Origin of the sequence: Kitasatospora sp. NPDC096128 (genome assembly GCF_040303105.1) — a bacterium.
Classification (GTDB): domain Bacteria; phylum Actinomycetota; class Actinomycetes; order Streptomycetales; family Streptomycetaceae; genus Kitasatospora.
In genome coordinates this window covers 92724-113801 of sequence record NZ_JBEOSP010000006.1, presented here as the reverse complement: position 1 = coordinate 113801, position 21078 = coordinate 92724, and the positions used below count along the sequence as shown (strand labels likewise).

Below are 21078 nucleotides of genomic sequence, written 5' to 3'. Positions count from 1 at the left end.
TACCGGGGCGCCGGGGGTGGCGCCGTTGGGGCGGTAGGGCGCGGACGTGCGGCTCCCGTACGGCTGCTGACGCCCTGTCGGTCGGGTGGGGGAGAACAGGGGGTCGGACGAGAGCTTGGTCATAAGCATGACAATTCAGGGCAGGGAAGGACAGGGGCGCCTCCGGGATTGGCCAGGAGTCGCCAGCGGCGGTGCGGATGGTTCGGCTGCCGTCCACTGCCCGGAATCCGCGGTTCGTCCCGGCTGGCGGAACTCCGCCAGCCGAGCCGCTTGACAGCGGTACACCGCGGACGGACGCCCGGGGCCTGCCCTCCAACGGGGTCCCGGGCGTCCAGCTCACCTTCCGCCGCAGGTCAGTTGACGTTGACGGCGGTCCAGGTCGCGGCGACGGCGTCGTACTCGGCGCTGTTCGCGCCGTACAGGTCCGACGCCGCGCTGAGGGTGGCCGCGCGGGCGCCCGCGTAGTCGGTCGTCGAGGTGAAGTACACGGTCAGCGCGCGGTACCAGATCTGCGCGGCCTTGTCCCGGCCGATGCCGGCGAGCGAGGAGCCGTCGGCCGTCGGGCTGTTGTAGCTGAACCCGTTGATCGTCTTCGCGCCGCTGCCCTCGGAGAGCAGGTAGAAGAAGTGGTTCGCCACGCCGGAGGAGTAGTGCACGTCCAGGTCGCCGACGTTGGCGTCCCAGTAGTCGGCCGAGCGGCCGTCCTTGCTGGGCTGGTCCAGGTAGCGCAGCGGGCTGCCGTCGCCGCGCAGGTTGATCTTCTCGCCGATCCAGTAGTTCGGCGGGTTGGAGGGCAGGTTGGCGTACCACTCGACCATGGTGCCGAAGATGTCGGAGGTGGCCTCGTTGAGGCCGCCGGACTCGCCCGAGTAGTTGAGGCCCGCGGTGGCGGAGGTGACGCCGTGGGTCATCTCGTGGCCGGAGACGTCGATCGCGGTGAGCGGGTGGGTGTTGCTCGCGCCGTCGCCGTACGTCATGCAGAAGCAGGTGTCGCTCCAGAACGCGTTGACGTAGTTGGTGCCGTAGTGGACCCGGCTGGTGGCGCCGACGCCGTTGTTCTTGATGCCGTTGCGGCCGAAGGTGTTCTTGTAGAAGTCCCAGGTGGCGGCGGCGCCGTACTGGGCGTCGACGGCGGCGGACTCCGGGTTGGAGACCAGGCCGTTGCCGAAGCTGTTGGTCGTGTTGGCGAACAGCGTGCCGGAGCCGGAGGTCCTGTTCTTCAGGTTGTAGGTGGCCTGGCCGCCGCGGGTGGCGTCCTTGAGCTGGTACGAGCTGCCGCTCTGGGTGGTGGTCAGCGGGACGGAGCCGACGAAGACGCCCTTGCCGCTGCCGGAGGCGGTCTGCACCTGCTCGTGGGTGGAGAGCACCTGGCCGGTGGCCGCGTCGGTGACCAGCAGCTGGCTGCTCGGGGTGCCGTCGGAGCGCAGGCCCTCGACGGTGGTCCGGTACGCCAGGCGCGGGCTGCCGTCGGTGGCCCAGACGACCAGCTCGGCCTGGCCGGCCTGGTGCACCTCGGTGAGCGGGGCCTCGTCCTCGTCGACGGTGATGCCGACGGTGGACCGGACGGCACCGGTGGCCTGGGCGGCGGCCTTGTCCGCCGGGATCTGCGGGCTGAGGCTGGGCAGCGCGAGCTTCGCGCCGACGGCCTTGTCCACGGCGGTGGTCGAGCCGTCCGCCTTCTGGTGCACGACCAGGTCGCCGCCGAGGACGGGGAGCCCGGCGAAGGTGCGCTCGTAGCGGAGGTGGCGGGTGCCGTCGGTGTCCACCACGACGTCCTTGGCCACCAGTTGCTCCTGGCCGCCCAGGGCCAGGGCGTGCGCGACCTTGCCGGCCTGGCCGTTGGCCTGGGCGATCAGGTCGGCGTGCTGCGGGGCGTGCGGGGCCGGGCCGGCCTGGGCCGCGCCGGTCTGGACGACACCGGTGAGCAGTGCGGTGGCGGAGAGTACGGCGACTGCGGCGAGCTTTCGCTTCACGGGCGAGTCCTTCCGGGAAACCGCGTGTGGGCGCGGTCGCGCCGCGTCCCGGGGGCCGGGGTCGGCACCTTCGGGGCGGGACGGGCACTGACGTGCGAGGACCCCGAACGGTCGTGCGGCTGCCACCGGTTGGGTGGGGGTGGTGGCGGTCGAACGGGGTTGGCGGAAAGCATGACAATCGAGCAAATCAAATGACAGGTCTTCCTCATGAATTGGCCAAGTCCCGCCAGGGCGAAGCAATGTGAACAGAAGGACAAAAGGGGACCTTTTACCCCGACTTTCAGCGGGTTTCGATCCGAACCGAGGCCTGATACCGGGGCGTTCCGGCGTTCGACGCCAACCCCGTTGCGCCGGGCAGCTGTTGCCCTCCATTCACACCGACGCAATGTCCAGGTATGGACCTGGCCGTCCGATTGGCGGGATCCCGCCACGCGTCGCGCTTGTCCACCATCAGGACGGCTGGTAGCACACGTCCGGTCCGCCGGTACGGTAAGGAGGTGGCCAAGCCCCTCGCACTCGACTTCGACCCGATCGCCCGCGCCGACGAACTGTGGGCCCGCCGCTGGGGCACCGTGCCCTCGATGGCGGCGATCACCTCGATCATGCGCGCCCACCAGATCCTGCTCTCCCGGGTCGACGCGGTGCTCAAGCCGTACGGACTGACCTTCGCCCGGTACGAGGCGCTGGTGCTGCTGACCTTCAGCCGGACCGGCGAGCTCTCGCTCTCCAAGATCGGCGAGCGGCTGATGGTCCACCCGACCAGCGTCACCAACACCGTCGACCGCCTGGAGCGGGCCGGCCTGGTCGCCCGCCGCCCCAACCCGCTGGACGGCCGCGGGGTGCTCGCCGCGATCACCGGGCGCGGCCGCGAGGTGGTCGAGGCGGCGACCCGGGAGCTGATGGCGATGGAGTTCGGGCTGGAGGAGTACGGTCCCGACCAGTGCCGCCAGGTCTTCGAACTGCTCAAGCCGCTGCGGATCGCGGCGGGCGACTTCGCCGAGCCGGGCGAGGGGGCTGCGGAGGAGCGGCCGTGAGGACGGCTACCCTCGTGGGGGCGGTGCGCGGATCCGGGCGTACCCGCTGAAACTGCCGAGCGAGGCGAGGAAGAGAATGAAGGCGACCCCCCTGCTGGGCTGGTACCGCGGCCTGGCCATTGCGACCGGCGTGGCGCTCCTGGTGTTCTGCGGCTTCATGGTGGCGAAGTACGGCTTCAGCACCGCCGAGGACCTGACCACCTACGTCGCGATGCTGCACGGCTACCTGTACATCGGGTACTTCGTGGTGACCTTCATGCTCGGGCAGAAGCTGAAGTGGCCGCTCGGCCGCCTGGTGCTGACCCTGGCGGCGGGCTGCATCCCGTTCCTCTCCTTCGTCTTCGAGCGCCGGGTGGCCCGCGAGGCCGCCGAGCAGCTCCCGGCGGGCGGCGCCCGCCAGCCGGCCGGCGTCTGAGACACGCGGCTCCCGCGAGGGCGCCCCTTCCCCGACCGGGGGAGGGGCGCCCTCGGCGTTTCCGCGGGCGGGCTCCATCGACAAGTAGTAGGACGTCCGAGTAAATTAGTAGGACGTCCTAATAGCTGTGCCGCCCGGTGCCGTGGCGGCCGTACGGAGCGGAGTTCGGCCCATGGACGCCGAGGAGATCGAGCGCGGACGTCAGCGCTGGCAGCAGCGGTACGACAAGGCCCGCAAGCGCGACGCCGACTTCACCACCCTCTCCGGCGACGAGGTCGAGCCGGTCTACGGCCCCGCCCCCGGGCAGCCCGTCGAGGGCTTCGAGCGGATCGGCTGGCCGGGCGAGTACCCGTTCACCCGCGGCCTGCACCCCACCGGCTACCGCGGCCGCACCTGGACCATCCGCCAGTTCGCCGGCTTCGGCAACGCGCAGCAGACCAACGAGCGCTACCGGATGATCCTGGACGCGGGCGGCGGCGGCCTCTCGGTCGCCTTCGACATGCCCACCCTGATGGGGTACGACTCGGACGACCCCAAGTCGCTCGGCGAGGTCGGCCACTGCGGCGTCGCCATCGACTCGGCCGCCGACATGGAGGTGCTGTTCGCCGGCATCCCGCTCGGCGAGGTCACCACCTCGATGACGATCAGCGGCCCGGCCGTCCCGATCTTCTGCATGTACCTGGTCGCCGCCGAGCGCCAGGGCGTGGACCCGGCGGTGCTCAACGGCACCCTGCAGACCGACATCTTCAAGGAGTACATCGCCCAGAAGGAGTGGCTCTTCGCCCCCGAGCCGCACCTGCGCCTGATCGGCGACCTGATGGAGCACTGCGCCCAGGGCATCCCGGCGTACAAGCCGCTCTCCGTCTCCGGCTACCACATCCGCGAGGCCGGGGCGACGGCCGCGCAGGAACTGGCGTACACCCTCGCGGACGGCTTCGCCTACGTCGAGCTGGGCCTGTCCCGCGGCCTGGACGTGGACGTCTTCGCGCCCGGCCTGTCCTTCTTCTTCGACGCCCACCTGGACTTCTTCGAGGAGATCGCCAAGTTCCGCGCCGCGCGCCGGATCTGGGCCCGCTGGATGCGCGACCGCTTCGGCGCCAAGACCGACAAGGCGCAGTGGCTGCGCTTCCACACCCAGACCGCCGGCGTCTCGCTCACCGCCCAGCAGCCGTACAACAACGTGGTGCGCACCGCCGTCGAGGCGCTCTCCGCGGTGCTCGGCGGCACCAACTCGCTGCACACCAACGCGCTGGACGAGACCCTGGCGCTGCCCTCCGAGCAGGCCGCCGAGATCGCGCTGCGCACCCAGCAGGTGCTGATGGAGGAGACCGGCGTCACCAACGTGGCCGACCCGCTGGGCGGTTCCTGGTACGTCGAGGCGCTGACCGACCGGATCGAGCAGCAGGCCGAGGCGATCTTCCAGCAGATCTTGGACAGGGGCGGTCTCGACAAGGGCAGCGAGGGCCACCCGATCGGCCCGATCACCGCCGGCATCCTGCGCGGGATCGAGGAGGGCTGGTTCACCGGGGAGATCGCCGAGGCGGCCTTCCAGTACCAGCAGTCGGTGGAGAAGGGCGACAAGCGCGTGGTCGGCGTCAACTGCCACCCGCGCAGCGTCACTCCCGAGCTGGAGATCCTGCGGGTCAGCCACGAGGTCGAACGCGAGCAGGTGCGGGTGCTGGGCGAGCGCAAGGCCGCCCGGGACGAGGCGGCGGTGCGGGCCGGGCTGGACGCCATGCTGGCGGCGGCCCGCTCGGGCGCGTCGATGATCCCGCCGATGCTGGACGCGGTGCGCGCCGAGGCGACCCTGGGCGAGATCTGCAACGCGCTGCGGCAGGAGTGGGGGACGTACCAGGAGAACGCCCAGTTCTGAGCCCGTGGCCGGGTTCTGCCGCCCCGAGCCGAAGGGCGCCGCCGAGCGCCCGGAGGCGGGTGGGCGAGTAGCAGGAGCCGCCGTGCGGAGGTCCGTACGGCGGCTTCGCCATGCCGTCAGCCGACGATCAGCGGGCCGAGCAGCAGGTCGATGAACCGGCGGGTCCACGCGGGGGTGATCGGCTCACCGCTGACCAGGACCCGGTGCTCGACGGTGCCGGCGATGGTGTCGAAGATGATGTCGACCTCCTCGCAGGCCGATGCGGTGTCGGTGTCCGCCTCGAGTTCGCCGCGCGCCTGGGCGGCCGCCCGGCCCTGCCGGACCAGCCGCTTCTGCGGGTCGACGATGGCCTCCCGGATCCGGCGGCGCAGCTGCGGGTCCCGGGTGCCCTCGGCGAACAGGGCGAGCAGTGCGGCCTGGGTCTCGGGGCGGGCCAGCAGATCGGCGAACTGGCCGACCACGGCCTCGATGTCGGCCCGCAGGCTGCCGAGGTCGGGCATCACGAGTTCGTCGAAGATGCTGGCGACGGCATCCACCACCAGTTCGTTCTTGGAGGGCCAGCGGCGGTAGAGCGTGGTCTTGGCGACCCCGGCCCGGCTCGCGACGTGCCCCATCGTCAGTCCGCCCCAGCCGAGTTCGGCGAGGGTTTCGCGGGTGGCGTCGAGGATCGCGAGGTCGGCGGCGGCGCTGCGCGGGCGGCCCTTGGCCCGGGACGCGTTGGCGCCCTCCTGGACGCTGCCGGCCCGGAGTTGGACCGTGCCGTCCCGGAGGGTGCTGCTGTGGACGGCGTCGTCCGGGCTCGCGGAGGGCTGGGCGGCCGGCACCGGGCCTCCTTGCGATCTACTGGTAAGTAACCTGGGTGGGGCTGGTAACGGTAGCGACTGTTCGCCGATTCGGGCAGTCGGGCGGACCGGGAAAGTGGGGCAGCTCACGTCCCCGAACCGCCGGTGGGGCTTGCGGCCGGGGCACCGGCTCCAGTTACGCTACGACCTGTAGCGAAAGCAGTGGCAACCAGGCGCCGGACCCCGTGGGACGGGGGCGGCGCGGGTGCGGGTGGGGATCCGCGCCGAACGGTTCAGGCTACCGGGGGAAGGGTGCACCGGCCGGGAACCCGCACCGCGCAGCCCGCGCGGCGCGACTTTCCGGAGGTTGGTGCCCGCCAGCAGTGCGGACGGGGGAGGATGGTGCCATGCAGCCACGGAATTCGCGTCTCAACAGCTCGTCCCTGCGCGGTGCGGTCGACCTCGCCGCGGTGAAGGCGGCCGGCGAGGCCGCCCAGAAGGCCGAGCAGGCCCGGGCCGAGCGGGCCCGTCAGGCGGCCGCCGCCGAAGCGGACGGAGTCGCCGCCCCCCAGCCCGCCTACCCGCTCGTCATCGACGTCACCGAGGACACCTTCGAGACCGAGGTCGTCCAGCGCTCCGCCGAGGTGCCGGTCGTCATCGACTTCTGGGCCGAGTGGTGCGGGCCCTGCAAGCAGCTCAGCCCGATCCTGGAGGGCCTGGCCGAGGAGTACGCCGGCCAGTTCGTGCTCGCCAAGATCGACGTGGACGCCAACCAGCTGATCGCCCAGCAGTTCGGCATCCAGGGCATCCCGGCCGTGATGGCCGTGGTGGCCGGCCAGCTGGTGCCGCTGTTCCAGGGCGCGGAGAGCGCCGCCAACGTCCGCAAGGTGCTGGACCAGCTGATCCTGGTCGCCGAGCAGCGCTTCGGCATCTCCGGTGGCGCCGTCGTCGCGGGCGAGGCCGCCCCCGCCGCTCCGCAGCGGCCGGAGGACCCGGCGCTGTCCGCCGCGCACGACGCGCTGGACGCCGGCGACCTGAGCGGCGCCATCCAGGCGTACAAGAACGTCCTGGTCGACCAGCCGGGCAACACCGAGGCCAAGCTGGGCCTGGCCCAGGCCGAGCTGCTCCACCGGGTCGAGGGCCTGGACCTGCAGTCGGTCCGGGCGGCGGCCGCCGCGGACCCGAAGGACGTCGGCATCCAGCTGCAGGCCGCCGACCTGGACCTGGTGGGCGGTCACGTCGAGGACGCCTTCGGGCGCCTGGTGGACACCGTCGGCCGGACCTTCGGCGAGGACCGGGACACCGCCCGGCTGCGCCTGCTGGAGCTGTTCGAGGTGATCGGCCCGGAGGACCCGCGGGTGGTCGCGGCCCGTACGGCGCTGGCCCGCGTGCTGTTCTGAGCCGCCCTTCCGGCGGTCCGGACCCGTGCCTGGCACCGAGTGCCTGGCACAGCGGATGACCTGCGGTGTCGCCTGGTGATTTGGCGACAATCCGGTCAACCGGACAGAGGTTTACCAAATCTTGATTTCACCCGTGGGCGGTCACTTTCAGTGACCGCCCACGGGTGTTTCGCTGCTGTTTCCGGCAGATTTCCTCGTCACGATTCCTTCAACACGTCACGCACGGTGCAACTCGGGTCAATTCCATGATCAATGCCACCTGGTGTTGCATTACCCGTCAGTAAGGCACCCCTTGTGCTTCGCCCGGGATTCAAGCACGATCGGCCACGCCCGGTCCCAGACTCCACCCCGCCGACAGCCGGTCGGCCGAGCGGAGCACGGGATCCCCACCGGGTGATCCGTCGGCCCCTGGCCGGCGGTAGGGAGGGCAGGGGGGTATCCGCGGTCCCACGGCGGTTCCTGTCCTCGACCGGCCGCGCGGTCCTGCGCGGTCGCTGGTTGTCGCTCGGGGGTGATCGCCGATGTCGTCGATCCGACCCGTCGTCCCGCAAGGACGGCCGGTTTCGGGACGGGAGTGCCGCAGTACGCAGGCCGCTCCCGCGTCCGACGACGCCCAAGGCGCTCTCCGCTACCGAGGACGTAGCTCTCTCCCATCCCAGGCCCCCACCGGCGCGGGACGCGCCGCCGGGAGGCCGGAGATGTACGTCCTAGAAGGAGGACTCGCATGTCCAAGACCTACGGCAAGACCCGCTGGAAGCGCTTCGCCCTGGTGATGGTGCCGAGCGTCGCGGCCACCGCGATGGTCGGCGTCTCGATCGCCAACAGCGCGCTCGCCGCCTCGTTCAGCATTTCCGGCCAGCAGTTCAAGGTCAGCACCGACCAACTGCACGGCACCAACTTCGCCCAGTTCGGCTCGGTCGACATCGAGGCGAACGGCAAGCCGCACCCGGTCGCGGTCTCGGCCTTCGACCACGCCGACATCACCAACCTGTGCCAGTCGGTGGTGACGGACCTGTCCGCGTTCGGCCTGGGCAAGATCACCCTCCAGCTGCACGCCGGCACCGAGGCGGGCAAGCCGGTTCAGGCCGACAACCTGCTGATCGACCTTGAGCAGCTGAAGGCCGACGCGACCTTCACCCAGATGAACATCGGCCAGGACGCCTCCACCCTCTCGGGTACGGCCACCCAGGGCTGGGCCCCGCACGCGGGTGTCACCAAGGCGGGCGGCGGCGCCGGCCTGCCGTCCGGCGCGACCGGCTTCGCCCAGTCCGCCAAGACCGCCGACCTGAGCGGCGTTCAGCAGACCGCGCGGGCCACCTCGGCCGGCACCTTCAAGCTGAACGGCCTGAACCTCGCGCTGAAGAGCGGCGACGGCGCGGGCAACGAGTGCTTCTGAGCCCCGTCTGACGGCACGCCGACCGGCGTGCCCGGATGACGCGGTTCGACCCGGGGCCGGGGCGGCGGGCGACCGCCGTTCCCGGCACCCCCCTTTTCTGTTCTTCCCTCGTAGCGACGTCGAGGAGTTGCACCATGTCCAGCGCAACGGTCGAGACGCGGCCCCGCCAGCAGAACCCCATCGGGTGGCTCTGGCGGCACTTCCGTGAATTCCGCCGCTCCAGGCCCTTCTGGGGCGGCCTGCTGGCCATGATCGCCGGCGTCCCGATCCTCTACTTCCCCTATGCGCACCTGACGTTCGGTGGTCTGACCATCGCGATGTCCACCACGGCCGGCGCCGGGTCGCTGATCATCGGGGTGCTGATGATCATCCTCGGGCTGACCGCCTGGTTCCAGCCCGCCGTACGGGTCTTCGCCGGCATCGCGACCATCCTGCTGACGCTGGTCTCGATCCCGGTCTCCAACCTCGCGGGCTTCGGCCTGTCCCTGCTGCCCGGCCTGATCGGCGGCGGGCTGATGGTCTCCTGGGCGCCGCTGCCCGAACCGTCCACCGCGCCCGCCAAGGGGCGGCGCGCACGGCACGGCAAGCCGGCGGACAACGCCGTGGCGGAGAGCGTCGCCACCGGGCTCGCCGCCGCTGAGCCGACCGCCGCCGAGCCGACCGCCGCCGGGAGCGCCGTCGCCGAGGCTGCCGAGGCGCCCGCCACTGCCGAGCTGCCCGCCCAGGGCGCGCCCGCGGCGCCGGCCGCCGAGGCCCCCGCCGCCGAGGTCGTCGTCCCGAAGCAGGGCACCGCCGGGGAGCAGGAGGAGGCGCGGTGACCGGGCCGGCCGAGCAAGCAGAGGGCGCTGCCGTCCCCGCGCAGCGCTCCGGCCGGCACGCCGCGCCGCGCAAGCCGGTCCGGGTCCGGTTGAGAGGCCGCGCCCTGGCGATGGCCGCGGTGCCGACCGCGCTGCTGATGGCCGCCGCCTACACGCCCAACCCGGCGGTCGCCGAGTCAGCCGCGGGCAAGCCCTGCGGCAACGCGCCGGTGACCGTGCCGGACGTGGCGCCGATCGAGACGCCCGTCCCCAAGAGCGAGCTGCCCGAGCCGCCGCCCGCGCCGACCGGCACGCCCGGAAGCCCGACGACGACGCCCTCGACCGGCCCGGGCTCGGTGCCGACCACGGCTCCGACCACCGCGCCGACCCAGCTGCCGAGCACGGCCCCGACCACCGCGCCGGTGAAGCCGCCGGCCACGACGACCACCCGGTCCGCCGTCCGCTCCGACGCCACCGGCGGTTCGGGCCCGGTGAGCGCGGTCTACCGGGGCACCGGCGACGGGACGGCCACCGCGAGCCCGGCCGGGCTGATCGACGACATCGTCGGCGGCATCAACCACCTGCTGAACCCGGGCGGTTCGGCCACTCCGACGCCCAGCGCGACACCGAGTGCCACCCCCCGGGGGCCCGCCGCGCCCGCCCCGCGGGTCGGCACCCCGGCACAGCCCGCCCAGCCGCAGACCCCGGCGGCCGGCACCCAGCAGTCCGCACCGCCCGCTGCCCAGCCGTCCGGCGACCAGTCCTCCGCCGGCCAGTCCTCCGCAGGCCAGTCCTCCGCAGGCCAGCCCTCGGGCGGGCAGCCCTCGCCGGGCGCCACCGCCTCCGGCGGCAAACCGGCCGCCAAAGCGACCCCGTCAGCAGGCGCTTCGGCGAGCTCCTCGGCCACCCCGACCCCGTCCGGCTCGCCCACCGCGAACCCCAACTGCGCTGTGGACACCCGGAACCTGACCGCCGGCGCGCCCTCCTCGGAGCAGGTCGTCCCGGAGCAGAACTGGACGCTGCAGAGCAGCCGGCTCGGCCTGCACGGCGCGGCCTTCCACGGCGTCTACGACGTGAAGACCCCGACCGGCACCAAGCGGGTGCTGAAGTTCGTGGTCGACAGCGTGGACATCGAGAACCTCGACATGTCGACCCTGGAGGGCAACGGCGTCACCTTCCACGTCCAGGGCGCCCCGGGCTCGACCTCGACCATGCGCAACGGCCAGGTCACCATGTACGTGGAGCGGCTGTCCGGCCACCTGTCCAAGCTGCTCGGCCTGCCGATCCCGATCGACCTGGGCGAGATCACCCTCACCCCGGACACCCTGCCGCGCTGGCTGTACGACCTGATCGGCGCGGTCCCGATCCCGCTGGACATCGAGCTGACCGGGGTCACCGCCAAGCAGGCCGGCCAGTTCGGCGGCACCCTGCACATCCCGGGGATGCACCTGTTCAACGACAACGCGCCCTACAGCGACAAGTAGGCGGCAGCCGGCGGACGCGCCGCAACGCCGGTGGGGCGGCCCTCCCGTACAGGAGGACCGCCCCACCGGCGTTCGTACTACGGGTGTCTCACTCGCCGTGGCTGCCCAGGCGGTGCACCTGCACCATGTTGGTGGTGCCGGGGATGCCGACCGGCACACCGGCGGTGACGATCACGGTGTCGCCCTCGGTCAGCTCGCCCAGCTTCAGCAGCTCGCGGTCGACCTGCGCGACCATCGCGTCGGTGGTGGCCACCTGCTCGGTGACGTACGACTCGACGCCCCAGCTCAGCGAGAGCTGGTTGCGGGTGGCCGCGTCCGGGGTGAACGCGATCACCGGGATCGGCGAACGGTAGCGGGACAGCCGGCGCGCGGTGTCACCGGACTTGGTGAACGCGATCAGCGCCTTGCCGTTCAGGAAGTCGCCCAGCTCGCACGCGGCGCGGGCGACGGAGCCGCCCTGGGTGCGCGGCTTGCGGCCCGGGTTGAGCGGCTGCAGGCCCTGGGAGACCAGCTCCTCCTCGGCCTTCTCGCAGATCCGGCTCATGGTGCGGACGGTCTCGACCGGGTACTTGCCGACGCTGGACTCGGCGGAGAGCATCACCGCGTCGGTGCCGTCCAGGATGGCGTTGGCGACGTCGGAGACCTCGGCGCGGGTCGGCCGCGAGGCGTGGATCATCGACTCCATCATCTGGGTGGCGACGATGACCGGCTTGGCGTTGCGGCGGGCCAGGGTGATCAGCTGCTTCTGGACCAGCGGCACCCGCTCCAGCGGGTACTCGACGGCCAGGTCGCCGCGGGCGACCATGATGGCGTCGAAGGCGAGGACGATCTCCTCCATGGCCTCGACGGCCTGCGGCTTCTCGATCTTGGCGATGACCGGCACCCGGATGCCGACCTCGTCCATGACCTCGTGGACGTCCTTGATGTCGTCCGCGTTGCGGACGAAGGACAGGGCGACCATGTCGACGCCCAGGCGCAGCGCGAAGCGCAGGTCGTCCTTGTCCTTCTCGGACAGGGCGGGCACGTTCACGGCCGCGCCGGGCAGGTTGATGCCCTTGTTGTTCGAGAGCACGCCGCCCTCGACCACCACGGTCTTCACCCGCGGGCCGTCGACGCTGACGACCTCCAGGGCGATGACGCCGTCGTTGATCAGGATCGGGTCGCCGGGCTTCACGTCGCCGGGCAGGCCCTTGTAGGTGGTGCCGCAGATGTGCTGGTCACCGGGGACGTCCTCGGTGGTGATGGTGAACTCGTCGCCGTTGTCGACGGTCACCGGGCCGTTGGCGAAGGTCGCCAGACGGATCTTGGGACCCTGGAGGTCGGCCAGGACGCCGATGGCCTTGCCGGTGTCCTCCGAGACCTGGCGGACCTTCCGGTACCGCTCCTCGTGGTCCGCGTGGTTGCCGTGGCTCATGTTCAGTCGGGCGACGTTCATGCCCGCCTCGACGATGGCCTTCAGCTGTTCGTAGGAGTCCGTGGCCGGACCCAGGGTGCAGACAATTTTCGCTCGGCGCATATGGGTCAGTCTATCCGTTCGTGTTATCGGTGCATTCGGCACGAATCGTGGGAAATCGCCGACGAAGGATCCCGAGGAGCGAGACAATTCGGTGTCAGTCCTCGGACTGTTCACCCTCCTGGTGCACCAGGGCGAAGGCCTGGCGGGCGATCTCCAGTTCCTCGTCGGTCGGCACCACCGCGACCGCCACCCGGGAGAACCCGGGCGAGATGATCCGGGCCGCGCCCGAGCGCACCGAGTTCAGCTCCGGGTCCACGGCGATGCCCAGCTCCTCCAGTCCCGCGGTGGCCGCCGCGCGCACCGGCGCCGCGTTCTCCCCGACGCCCGCGGTGAACGCGATCGCGTCCACCCGGCCGAGCACCGCGTAGTAGCCGCCGATGTACTTGCGCAGCCGGTGGACGTACGCGTCGAAGGCGAGCCGCGCGTCCGCGTCCCCCTCGTCGGCGCGGCGCATGATCTCGCGCATGTCGTTCTCGCCGCACAGGCCGCGCAGCCCGCTGCGGCGGTTGAGCAGGTCGTCGATCTCGTCGACGGACAGGCCGCCGACCCGGTGCAGGTGGAACACCACGCCCGCGTCGATGTCACCCGAACGGGTGCCCATGACCAGGCCCTCCAGCGGGGTGAGGCCCATCGAGGTGTCCACGCAGCGGCCGCCGCTGACCGCCGAGGCGGAGGCGCCGTTGCCCAGGTGCAGCACGATCACGTTGACCTCGGCCGGGTCCTTGCCGAGCAGTCGGGCGGTGGCCCGCGAGACGTACTGGTGCGAGGTGCCGTGGAAGCCGTAGCGGCGCACCCGGTGCTCGTCGGCGACGGCCTTGTCGATCGCGTACCGGGCCGAGTACTCGGGCATCGAGGCGTGGAAGGCGGTGTCGAACACGGCCACCTGCGGCAGGTCCGGCCGTAGCGCGCGGGCCACCTCGATGCCGGTGATGTTCGCCGGGTTGTGCAGCGGCGCGACCGGGATCAGCCGGCGGATCTCCCGGAGCACCTCGTCGGTGATCACCGTCGGCTCGGTGAACCGCTTGCCGCCGTGCACCACCCGGTGGCCGATCGCGGCCAGCTCGGGGGAGTCCAGCCCGACGCCGTCGGCGGCCAGCTCCTCGGCGACGGCCTTCAGCGCGGACGAGTGGTCCGGAAAGGCCTGCAGCTGCTCGCGCCGCTCGCCGGTGCGCGGGGTGTGCACCAGCCGGCCGCCCGCCTCGCCGATCCGCTCGACCAGTCCCGAGGCCGGCCGGGCGCCGTCCAGCATGTCGATCAGCTGGTACTTCACCGACGAGGAGCCGGCGTTGAGAACGAGGACGCGCGTTCCGGCGGTCATGCCTGGGGCTCCCTGTGGTCCTGCGACTGGATGGCGGTGATCGCGACGGTGTTGACGATGTCCTCCACCAGCGCGCCGCGCGAGAGGTCGTTGACGGGCTTGCGCAGCCCCTGCAGCACCGGGCCGACCGCGACCGCGCCGGCCGAGCGCTGGACGGCCTTGTAGGTGTTGTTGCCGGTGTTGAGGTCCGGGAAGATCAGCACGGTGGCCCGCCCGGCCACCGGCGAGCCCGGCAGCTTGGTGGCCGCGACGTGCTCGTCCACCGCCGCGTCGTACTGGATCGGGCCCTCGACCAGGATGTCCGGCCGCAGCTCGCGGACCAGCTCGGTGGCCTTGCGGACCTTGTCGACGTCCGCGCCCGAGCCGGAGGTGCCGGTCGAGTACGAGAGCATCGCGACCCGCGGCTCCACCCCGAACTGGGCGGCGGTCGCGGCCGATTGGATCGCGATGTCGGCCAGCTGCTGGGCGTCCGGGTCGGGGTTGACCGCGCAGTCGCCGTACACCAGCACCTTGTCGGCCAGGCACATGAAGAAGACGCTCGACACGATGGACGCGCCCGGGGAGGTCTTGATCACCTCGAAGGCGGGCCGGATGGTCGCCGCGGTGGAGTGCACCGCGCCGGAGACCATGCCGTCGGCGATGCCCTCCTGGACCATCAGGGTGCCGAAGTAGGAGACGTCCGTGACCACGTCCAGGGCCAGCTCGACGGTCATCCCCTTGTGGGCGCGCAGCCGGGCGTACAGCTCGGCGAACTGGCGGCGCAGCGGGCTGGTGCTCGGGTCGACCACCCGGACCTGGGCGCGGTCGGCGCCCGTGTCGTCCTGCGGGAGGACGATGCCCAGGCTCGCGGCCTTGCGGCGCACCGCGTCGACCTCGCCGAGCAGGGTGAGGTCGCAGATGTTGCGGCGCAGCAGGATCTCGGCCGCCCGCAGCACCCGCTCCTCGGTGCCCTCGGGCAGCACCACGTGCCGGCGGCCGGCCCGGGCGCGCTCCAACAGCTCGTGCTCGAACATCATCGGGGTCACCCGCTCGGACCGGCCGACCTCGATCCGGTTGGTCAACTCGGCCGTGTCCACGTGCAGTTCGAACAGTCCGAGGGCGATCTCGGCCTTCCGGGGGCTGGCTGCGGTGAGCTTGCCCTCCAGGTGGGTCAGGGTGGCGGCGGTGGGCCAGCTGCCCTCGGGGACGACCGCGACCGGGGTGCCGGGGGCGAGCCGGGCGGCCAGCGCCATCACGTTCGGGCCGGGGTGCTGGCCGAGGGTCAGCAGCACGCCGGCGATCGGCGGGGCGCCGGCCGCGTGCGCGGCCAGCGAGCCGATCACCAGGTCGGCGCGGTCCCCGGGGGTGACCACCAGGGCACCCTCGGTCAGCGCGTCCAGGAAGGTGGGCAGCATGGCGCCGCCGAAGACGAAGCCGCGCACGTCCCGGGCCAGGCCGGCCGCGTCGCCGAGCAGCACCTCGGCGCCGGTCGCCTCCACCAGCTGGGCGACGGTCGGCGCGGCCAGGGCCGGCTCCTCCGGGATCACGTACGCCGGGATCGGCAGCTTCTCGGTGAGCGCGCGCTGGATCCGCTGCTTGGCGCCCGGGGCGGTCCGGTTGGCGATCATCGCCAGGGTCTCGCAGCCCAGGTCGGTGTACGCCCGGTGGGCGTTGCGCACCTCGGCGATCACGGCCTCCGGGTCCTTGCCCTGGCCGCCGACCACCGGCAGCACGGCGGCGCCGAACTCGTTGGCGAGCCGGGCGTTGAAGGCCAGCTCGTCCGGGATGTTGGTGTCGGCGAAGTCGGTGCCCAGTACCAGCACCGCCTGGCAGCGCCGCTCCAGCGCGCGGAACCGGTCGACCAGCACGGAGACCAGCTCGTCCTGCCCCTGGGCGGCCTGCAGCGCGGCCGCCTCCTCGTAGGTGAGCCCGTACAGCTCGGAGCCCGGCAGGTCGATCCGGTACCGCCCGCGCAGCAGCTCGACGACGTGGTCCGACCCCGGCTCGCCGGGCGCCGCCGCGTGCACCAGCGGACGGAACACCCCGACCCGGTCCACCTGGCGGGTGAGCAGTTCCATGACCCCGAGTTCGACGGCCTGCCGGCCGTCCCCCCGGTCGATCCCGGTCACGTACACGCTGCGCGCCACGCGGATGTCTCCGTCCCGTCGCCTCGGAAGGTGGTCACATCGACCATACCTTCGCACCACGAATGGCCGTTCGCGAGCAGAGCGGCCGGGCGGACGCAAGGGACCAAGGGCCCGGGTCGGGGATTTGCGTTCGCGCCTGCCCTTGATGTACCTACGTGATGTAGTTACATTGGCTGGTATGGAGACCATGGGACTGCGTGAGTTGAACCAGAACCCGTCGAAGGCGGTCGCGCGGGTCCGGGCCGGCGCGACGATCGTCGTGACCGACCGCGGGCGGCCCGTGATGAGACTGGTGCCGGAGAAGGCCCCGGAGTCGACCCTGGAACGCCTGGTCGCGGCCGGCGAGGTCACCCCGCCCGCCGAGCAGGGCATGCCCGAGCTCGCCCTCGACCTGCTGCCGGACGTCGCCGGCCTGTCGGACCTCCTGATCGAAGACCGGAACCGGGAGCGCGACCGTTGATCTACCTCGACTCGTGCGCACTGCTGAAGTTCATCAAGCCGGAGCCGGAGACGGCCGTGCTGCGAGCCTGGCGGGAGGCGCTTCCCGACGGCACCGAGCTGATCACCAGCGAACTGGCCCGGCTGGAGATCACCCGCACGCTGCTCCGCGCGGGCCTGGCGCACCAGATGGTCCCGTACCACGTCGACCAGGCGCTCCGGGGGGTCTACCAGGTCGATCTCAGCAGTGCGGTGCTCGCCAGGGCGCTCGCCTACCGCACTCCGCGACTGGGCTCGCTGGACGCGCTCCACCTGGCCAGCGCGGAGCCGTTCCGCGCCGAACTCACCGACTTCGTCACGTATGACCGCGAGCTCGGCCGGGCCGCCGAGGAGCTCGGGTTCCCGGTCACGGCCCCGAGGTGAGTGCCCGCCCGCCGGGGCGGGCGGGCACTCGGGGTCAGTGGGCCGGGCGGAGCCAGAGGGTGGCGAGCGGGGGGAGGACCAGTTCGGCGGAGCGGGGCTGGCCGTTCCACTCGACCGGGTCGGCCTTGATCGGGCGGGAGTTGCCGGTGCCGCTGCCGCCGTAGGTCTCGGCGTCGGTGTTCAGCAGCTCCTCCCAGAGCTGCTCGCGGCCGTCCAGGGCGGGCAGGCCGACCCGGTGGCCGTGGCGGACCACGGGGGAGAAGTTGCAGACGGCGACCAGCGGGGTGCCGTCGGCGGCGCGGCGGACGAAGGAGAGCAGGTTGTCCTCGGCGGAGCCGCCGTCGAGCCAGCGGAAGCCCTCCGGAGTGGTGTCCAGCTCCCAGAGCGCGGGGGTGTCCCGGTAGATCCGGTTGAGGTCGCGGACGAGGCGGCGCACGCCCTCGTGGTCCCGGTGGGCGGGCCACTGCTCGTCGAGCACCCACCACTGCGGGCCCTGCTCGTGGTCCCACTCCGCGCCCTGGGCGAACTCCTGCCCCATGAAGAGCAGTTGCTTGCCGGGGTGGGACCACATGAAGCCGAGGTAGGCGCGGTGGTTGGCGCGCTGCTGCCACCAGTCGCCGGGCATCTTGGACACCAGGGCCTGCTTGCCGTGGACGACCTCGTCGTGGGAGATCGGCAGGATGTAGTTCTCGGAGTAGGCGTACACCATCGAGAAGGTGATCTCGTTGTGGTGGTACTTGCGGTGCACCGGCTCCTTGGACATGTAGACCAGCGAGTCGTGCATCCAGCCCATGTTCCACTTCAGCCCGAAGCCGAGGCCGCCGGCGTCGGTGGGCCGGGTGACGCCCTCCCAGGCGGTGGACTCCTCGGCGATGGTGATCACGCCGGGGCAGCGCCGGTAGACGGTGGCGTTCATCTCCTGGAGGAAGGCGGCGGCGTCCAGGTTCTCCCGGCCGCCGTACTGGTTGGGTGTCCAGGCGCCGCCCTCGCGGGAGTAGTCGAGGTAGAGCATCGAGGCCACGGCGTCGACCCGCAGGCCGTCGATGTGGAACTCCTCGCACCAGTACACGGCGTTGGCGACCAGGAAGTTGCGCACCTCGGTGCGGCCGTAGTCGAACTCCAGCGTCCCCCAGTCGGGGTGCTCGGCGCGCAGCGGGTCGGCCGGCTCGTACAGCGGTTCGCCGTCGAAGCGGGCGAGGGCGAAGTCGTCCTTGGGGAAGTGCGCGGGCACCCAGTCGACGATCACGCCGATGCCGTGCCGGTGCAGGGTGTCGACCAGGTACCGGAAGTCGTCGGGGCCGCCGAGCCGGGCGGTGGGGGCGAAGTACCCGGAGACCTGGTAACCCCAGGAGCCGCCGAAGGGGTGCTCCATCACCGGCATGAACTCCACGTGGGTGAAGTTCAACTCCTTGAGGTAGCCCGGCAGTTCCTCGGCGATGGCGCGGTAGGTGGTGAGGTCGGGCCGCCAGGAGGCCAGGTGCAGCTCGTACACCGACATCGGCGCCCGGTGGTGCGCGGTGCGGGCCCGGCGGGCCATCCACTCCTCGTCCTGCCACCGGTGGGCGGAGGTGGTCACCACCGAGGCGGTGCCGGGCGGGCACTGGGCGGCCCGGGCGAGCGGGTCGGCCTTGTCGAGCACCCAGCCCTGCCGGGTGTGGATCTCGTACTTGTAGGTGGCGCCCTCGGCGAGGCCGGGGACGAACAGCTCCCAGATGCCGGAGGAGCCGAGCGAGCGCATCGGGTGGCCGGTGCCGTTCCAGTGGTTGAAGTCGCCGATCACGCGCACCCCGACGGCGTTGGGCGCCCAGACCGCGAAGGCGGTGCCGGCCACGCCGTCGACGGTGCGCACGTGCGAGCCGAGCGCCTGCCAGAGCTGCTCGTGCCGGCCCTCGGAGATCAGGTGCAGGTCGAGTTCGCCGAGGGTGGGCGGGGTGCGGTAGCCGTCGTGCTGGCGCTGTGGTTCGCCGTCCGGGTAGCCCACCAGCAGGGTGTAGTCGGGGAGTTCGCCGCCCGCCAGCAGGCCGGTGAACAACCCGCCCTGCTGGTGGGTGAGTTCGGCCGGGCCGTGGGCGGTCTCCACCACCACCCGGTCGGCGAACGGGCGCAGCACCCGGATCGCCGTGCCGCCGTGCACCGGGTGCGCGCCGAGCAGGGCGTGCGGGTCGTGGTGCTGCCCGCTCACCAGCCGGTCCACCTCGGCCGGCGGCAGCGGCGCCTCGGGCAGGCGCAGGGCGCCGACCGCCTGCCGCTCGGCGTCTTCGGAGCCGGCGCGCCCTCCGGTGCCGGCGTTCCGTTCGGCACCGGCGCGCCCTTCGGCTCGGGGCGGGCCGGCGGCCCCTGGTTCAGCTCCTCCGCGTTCGGCGGCTCCGGCCAGGAAGGTGGCCGGAACGGGGCGGGTGGGGCGGCCGGTCGGGTCGAGCGGCGTCACGGCGTGGTCCTCCAGCGGCGGGGTGGGCGAACTCGTGGCGGGCGGGCAGGCAGGCGGGACGGGGGCGCGGGGTCAGACGGACAGGGCGAGCCGGTTGATCGCGGCGAGCGGGATCGGCAGCCAGCTGGGCCGGTGCCTGGCCTCGTACACCACCTCGTACACCGCCTTGTCGATCTCCAGTGCCCGCATCAGCTCCGGCGAGGCGGCCGGGTCGGCGCCGCCTCCGGCGGTGTAGCCGGCGCAGAAGGCGGTGCGGTTGCGCTGGGCCCAGGCGGCGGCGAGGTGGGCCAGCTCGGGGTCGACCGGGCCGCCGGCCAGCAGGTGGGCGGCCGCGTAGTCGAAGGAGCGCAGCATCGCGGCGACGTCGCGCAGCGCCGGCTGGGGTTCGCGGCGCTCGTTGACGGACTTGGCCGGCTCGCCCTCGAAGTCCAGCAGCACCCAGCCGTGCGGGGTGCGCATGGCCTGGCCGAGGTGGAGGTCGCCGTGGATGCGCTGGACCGGCAGGCCGTCCGGGTGGGCGTCGGCGAGCTGCTGGAAGGCGGTGCGCAGGGCGGCGCGGAAGCGCAGCAGCCCGGGGACGGCGGCGACGGCGCTGTCCAGCCGGTCGGCCATCGCGGTGGCGAGCCGACCGGTCTGGGTGCGGTCGAGCCGGGCGACGGGCATGGAGCGGGCGAGCACCCGGTGCACCTCGGCGGTGGCCCGGCCGAGCCGGTGCGCCTCGATGGCGAAGTTGCCGGGGGAGCGGTCGCCCTTGAGCCGGCCGACCTGGTCGAGGGCGAGTTCCCAGCCGTCCTCGGCGTCCGGCAGGTAGCGCTGGAGGAGTCCGAGGGTGGCGGGCTCGGCGCGTTCCATCCGGCTCTCGAACCAGGCGGCGACCCGGGGGATGCGGGTGGAGCCGGCCCGGGAGAGGGCGAGCGAGAGCTCCAGGTCGGGGTTGGTGCCGGGGTGGATGCGTCGGAAGAGTTTCAGGATGTACGAGGTGCCGTAGATGACCGAGCTGTTGGACTGTTCGGCGGTGGAGGCGCGGCCGGGGAGGTTGACGGGGAGTCCGGAGCCGGGGGTGCGGCGGAAGGACAGCGAGCCGAACCGGTCGCCGGTGGCCAGGTGTTCCAGCAGGCGTCCGGTGAGTTCGGGGTCGTGCACGGCGTCGTAGAGGGCGGCGCCGTCGTACGGGCCCTGGTTGAGCCGGCCGAGCACGGCACCGGGTTCGATGTCCGCGGGGCCCTGGGAGCGGATGCCGAGCAGGAGTTGGTAGGTGTCGCCGTGCGGGAGGCCGGCCGTGGTGGCGTGTTCGACCCGCAGCAGCAGGTGCAGCAGGGCGGGGTCGCCGACCTGCAGCGGGGTGCCGACCACCGGCACGAGCCCGGTGATGGGGCGTCCCTTCCCGGCGTACCAGCGCTGGGTGGGGAGCCACTCGGCGATCAGCGGCAGGGCCGCCTGGACGAGCTCGCTGACCCCCAGGGCGGTTCTCCGGGCCCCGGTGCCCCGCGCGCCCGGGTGCGCGGCGGAGCCGGCCGGGGCGTCGTGCTGCACATGGGCTTGAGAACGGGAGGTTTCGGACATGACTCCCTTTCCCCGGAAGCACGCGGACGGCCCGACGGGTCGTGGCCGGGGTCCGTCAGTCTTCCGGATTTCGGCGGCGCGGCGGTCGCGGCACGCGAGCACGGCTCGGGTG

At 72.3% G+C, this 21078-nt stretch carries 16 protein-coding genes; 9 read left to right on the top strand and 7 right to left on the bottom strand.

Annotation, left to right across the window (positions count from 1 at the left end):
• Positions 1-353 precede the first annotated feature (353 nt).
• The gene (locus tag ABTY61_RS09335; protein ID WP_350504346.1) at positions 354-1973 is read right to left on the bottom strand and encodes a M4 family metallopeptidase; all 1620 of its coding nucleotides are present in this window, start codon (positions 1971-1973) and stop codon (positions 354-356) included.
• 497 nt (positions 1974-2470) lie between these two features.
• Between ABTY61_RS09335 and ABTY61_RS09330 the strand changes: the two genes are divergently transcribed.
• The 3 genes from ABTY61_RS09330 to icmA all read left to right on the top strand — a co-directional run bounded on the left by ABTY61_RS09330 (position 2471) and on the right by icmA (position 5295).
• Positions 2471-3007 (top strand): MarR family winged helix-turn-helix transcriptional regulator, encoded by a 537-nt coding sequence (locus tag ABTY61_RS09330; RefSeq protein ID WP_350504345.1) that lies wholly within the window; start codon positions 2471-2473, stop codon positions 3005-3007.
• Between the two features lie 76 nt (positions 3008-3083).
• Positions 3084-3422: a DUF3817 domain-containing protein gene (locus ABTY61_RS09325; protein ID WP_350504344.1), complete on the top strand. Its 339-nt coding sequence runs from the start codon at positions 3084-3086 to the stop codon at positions 3420-3422.
• Positions 3423-3594: 172 nt separating this feature from the next.
• Positions 3595-5295 carry a coenzyme B12-dependent isobutyryl-CoA mutase large subunit gene (gene icmA, locus ABTY61_RS09320; protein ID WP_350504343.1) on the top strand — a complete coding sequence of 567 codons (1701 nt, stop codon included), beginning with the start codon at positions 3595-3597 and terminating at the stop codon, positions 5293-5295.
• Between the two features lie 116 nt (positions 5296-5411).
• Here icmA and ABTY61_RS09315 read toward each other — a convergent pair whose 3' ends face one another.
• The gene (locus ABTY61_RS09315; RefSeq protein ID WP_350504492.1) at positions 5412-5963 is read right to left on the bottom strand and encodes a TetR/AcrR family transcriptional regulator; all 552 of its coding nucleotides are present in this window, start codon (positions 5961-5963) and stop codon (positions 5412-5414) included.
• A 521-nt stretch (positions 5964-6484) separates the two neighbouring features.
• Between ABTY61_RS09315 and ABTY61_RS09310 the strand changes: the two genes are divergently transcribed.
• The 4 genes from ABTY61_RS09310 (at position 6485) to ABTY61_RS09295 (ending at position 11154) form a co-directional block, all read left to right on the top strand.
• Entirely contained in the window at positions 6485-7477 is a 993-nt protein-coding gene (locus ABTY61_RS09310; protein WP_350504342.1) for a tetratricopeptide repeat protein, read from the top strand.
• A gap of 724 nt (positions 7478-8201) precedes the next feature.
• The gene (locus ABTY61_RS09305; RefSeq protein WP_350504341.1) at positions 8202-8873 is read left to right on the top strand and encodes a DUF6230 family protein; all 672 of its coding nucleotides are present in this window, start codon (positions 8202-8204) and stop codon (positions 8871-8873) included.
• 134 nt (positions 8874-9007) lie between these two features.
• Positions 9008-9691 carry a DUF6114 domain-containing protein gene (locus ABTY61_RS09300; RefSeq protein ID WP_350504340.1) on the top strand — a complete coding sequence of 228 codons (684 nt, stop codon included), beginning with the start codon at positions 9008-9010 and terminating at the stop codon, positions 9689-9691.
• A complete protein-coding gene (locus ABTY61_RS09295; RefSeq protein WP_350504339.1) occupies positions 9688-11154 on the top strand; it encodes a hypothetical protein in 1467 nt (488 codons plus the stop codon). Before ABTY61_RS09300 ends, ABTY61_RS09295 begins: the two co-directional genes overlap by 4 nt.
• Before the next feature lie 88 nt (positions 11155-11242).
• On the opposite strand, the gene pyk is transcribed toward ABTY61_RS09295, so the two are convergent.
• The 3 genes from pyk to pta all read right to left on the bottom strand — a co-directional run bounded on the left by pyk (position 11243) and on the right by pta (position 16114).
• Positions 11243-12670, bottom strand: coding sequence for a pyruvate kinase (gene pyk, locus ABTY61_RS09290; RefSeq protein WP_350504338.1), 1428 nt, complete (start codon positions 12668-12670; stop codon positions 11243-11245).
• Positions 12671-12764: 94 nt separating this feature from the next.
• Entirely contained in the window at positions 12765-13988 is a 1224-nt protein-coding gene (locus ABTY61_RS09285; protein WP_350504337.1) for an acetate kinase, read from the bottom strand.
• On the bottom strand, positions 13985-16114 hold the full coding sequence (gene pta, locus ABTY61_RS09280) for a phosphate acetyltransferase (RefSeq protein ID WP_350504336.1): 2130 nt from the start codon (positions 16112-16114) through the stop codon (positions 13985-13987). The genes ABTY61_RS09285 and pta overlap by 4 nt, the downstream gene beginning before the upstream one ends.
• Before the next feature lie 178 nt (positions 16115-16292).
• On the opposite strand from pta, the gene ABTY61_RS09275 reads away from it, so the two are divergent.
• Entirely contained in the window at positions 16293-16574 is a 282-nt protein-coding gene (locus ABTY61_RS09275) for a type II toxin-antitoxin system Phd/YefM family antitoxin (protein WP_350504335.1), read from the top strand.
• On the top strand, positions 16571-16975 hold the full coding sequence (locus ABTY61_RS09270) for a type II toxin-antitoxin system VapC family toxin (protein ID WP_350504334.1): 405 nt from the start codon (positions 16571-16573) through the stop codon (positions 16973-16975). The genes ABTY61_RS09275 and ABTY61_RS09270 overlap by 4 nt, the downstream gene beginning before the upstream one ends.
• 34 nt (positions 16976-17009) lie before the next feature.
• Here ABTY61_RS09270 and glgB read toward each other — a convergent pair whose 3' ends face one another.
• Together glgB and ABTY61_RS09260 are read right to left on the bottom strand one after the other, a co-directional pair.
• Entirely contained in the window at positions 17010-19403 is a 2394-nt protein-coding gene (gene glgB / locus ABTY61_RS09265) for a 1,4-alpha-glucan branching protein GlgB (protein WP_350504333.1), read from the bottom strand.
• A gap of 72 nt (positions 19404-19475) precedes the next feature.
• Positions 19476-20966 (bottom strand): maltokinase N-terminal cap-like domain-containing protein, encoded by a 1491-nt coding sequence (locus ABTY61_RS09260; RefSeq protein WP_350504332.1) that lies wholly within the window; start codon positions 20964-20966, stop codon positions 19476-19478.
• Positions 20967-21078: the final 112 nt, after the last annotated feature.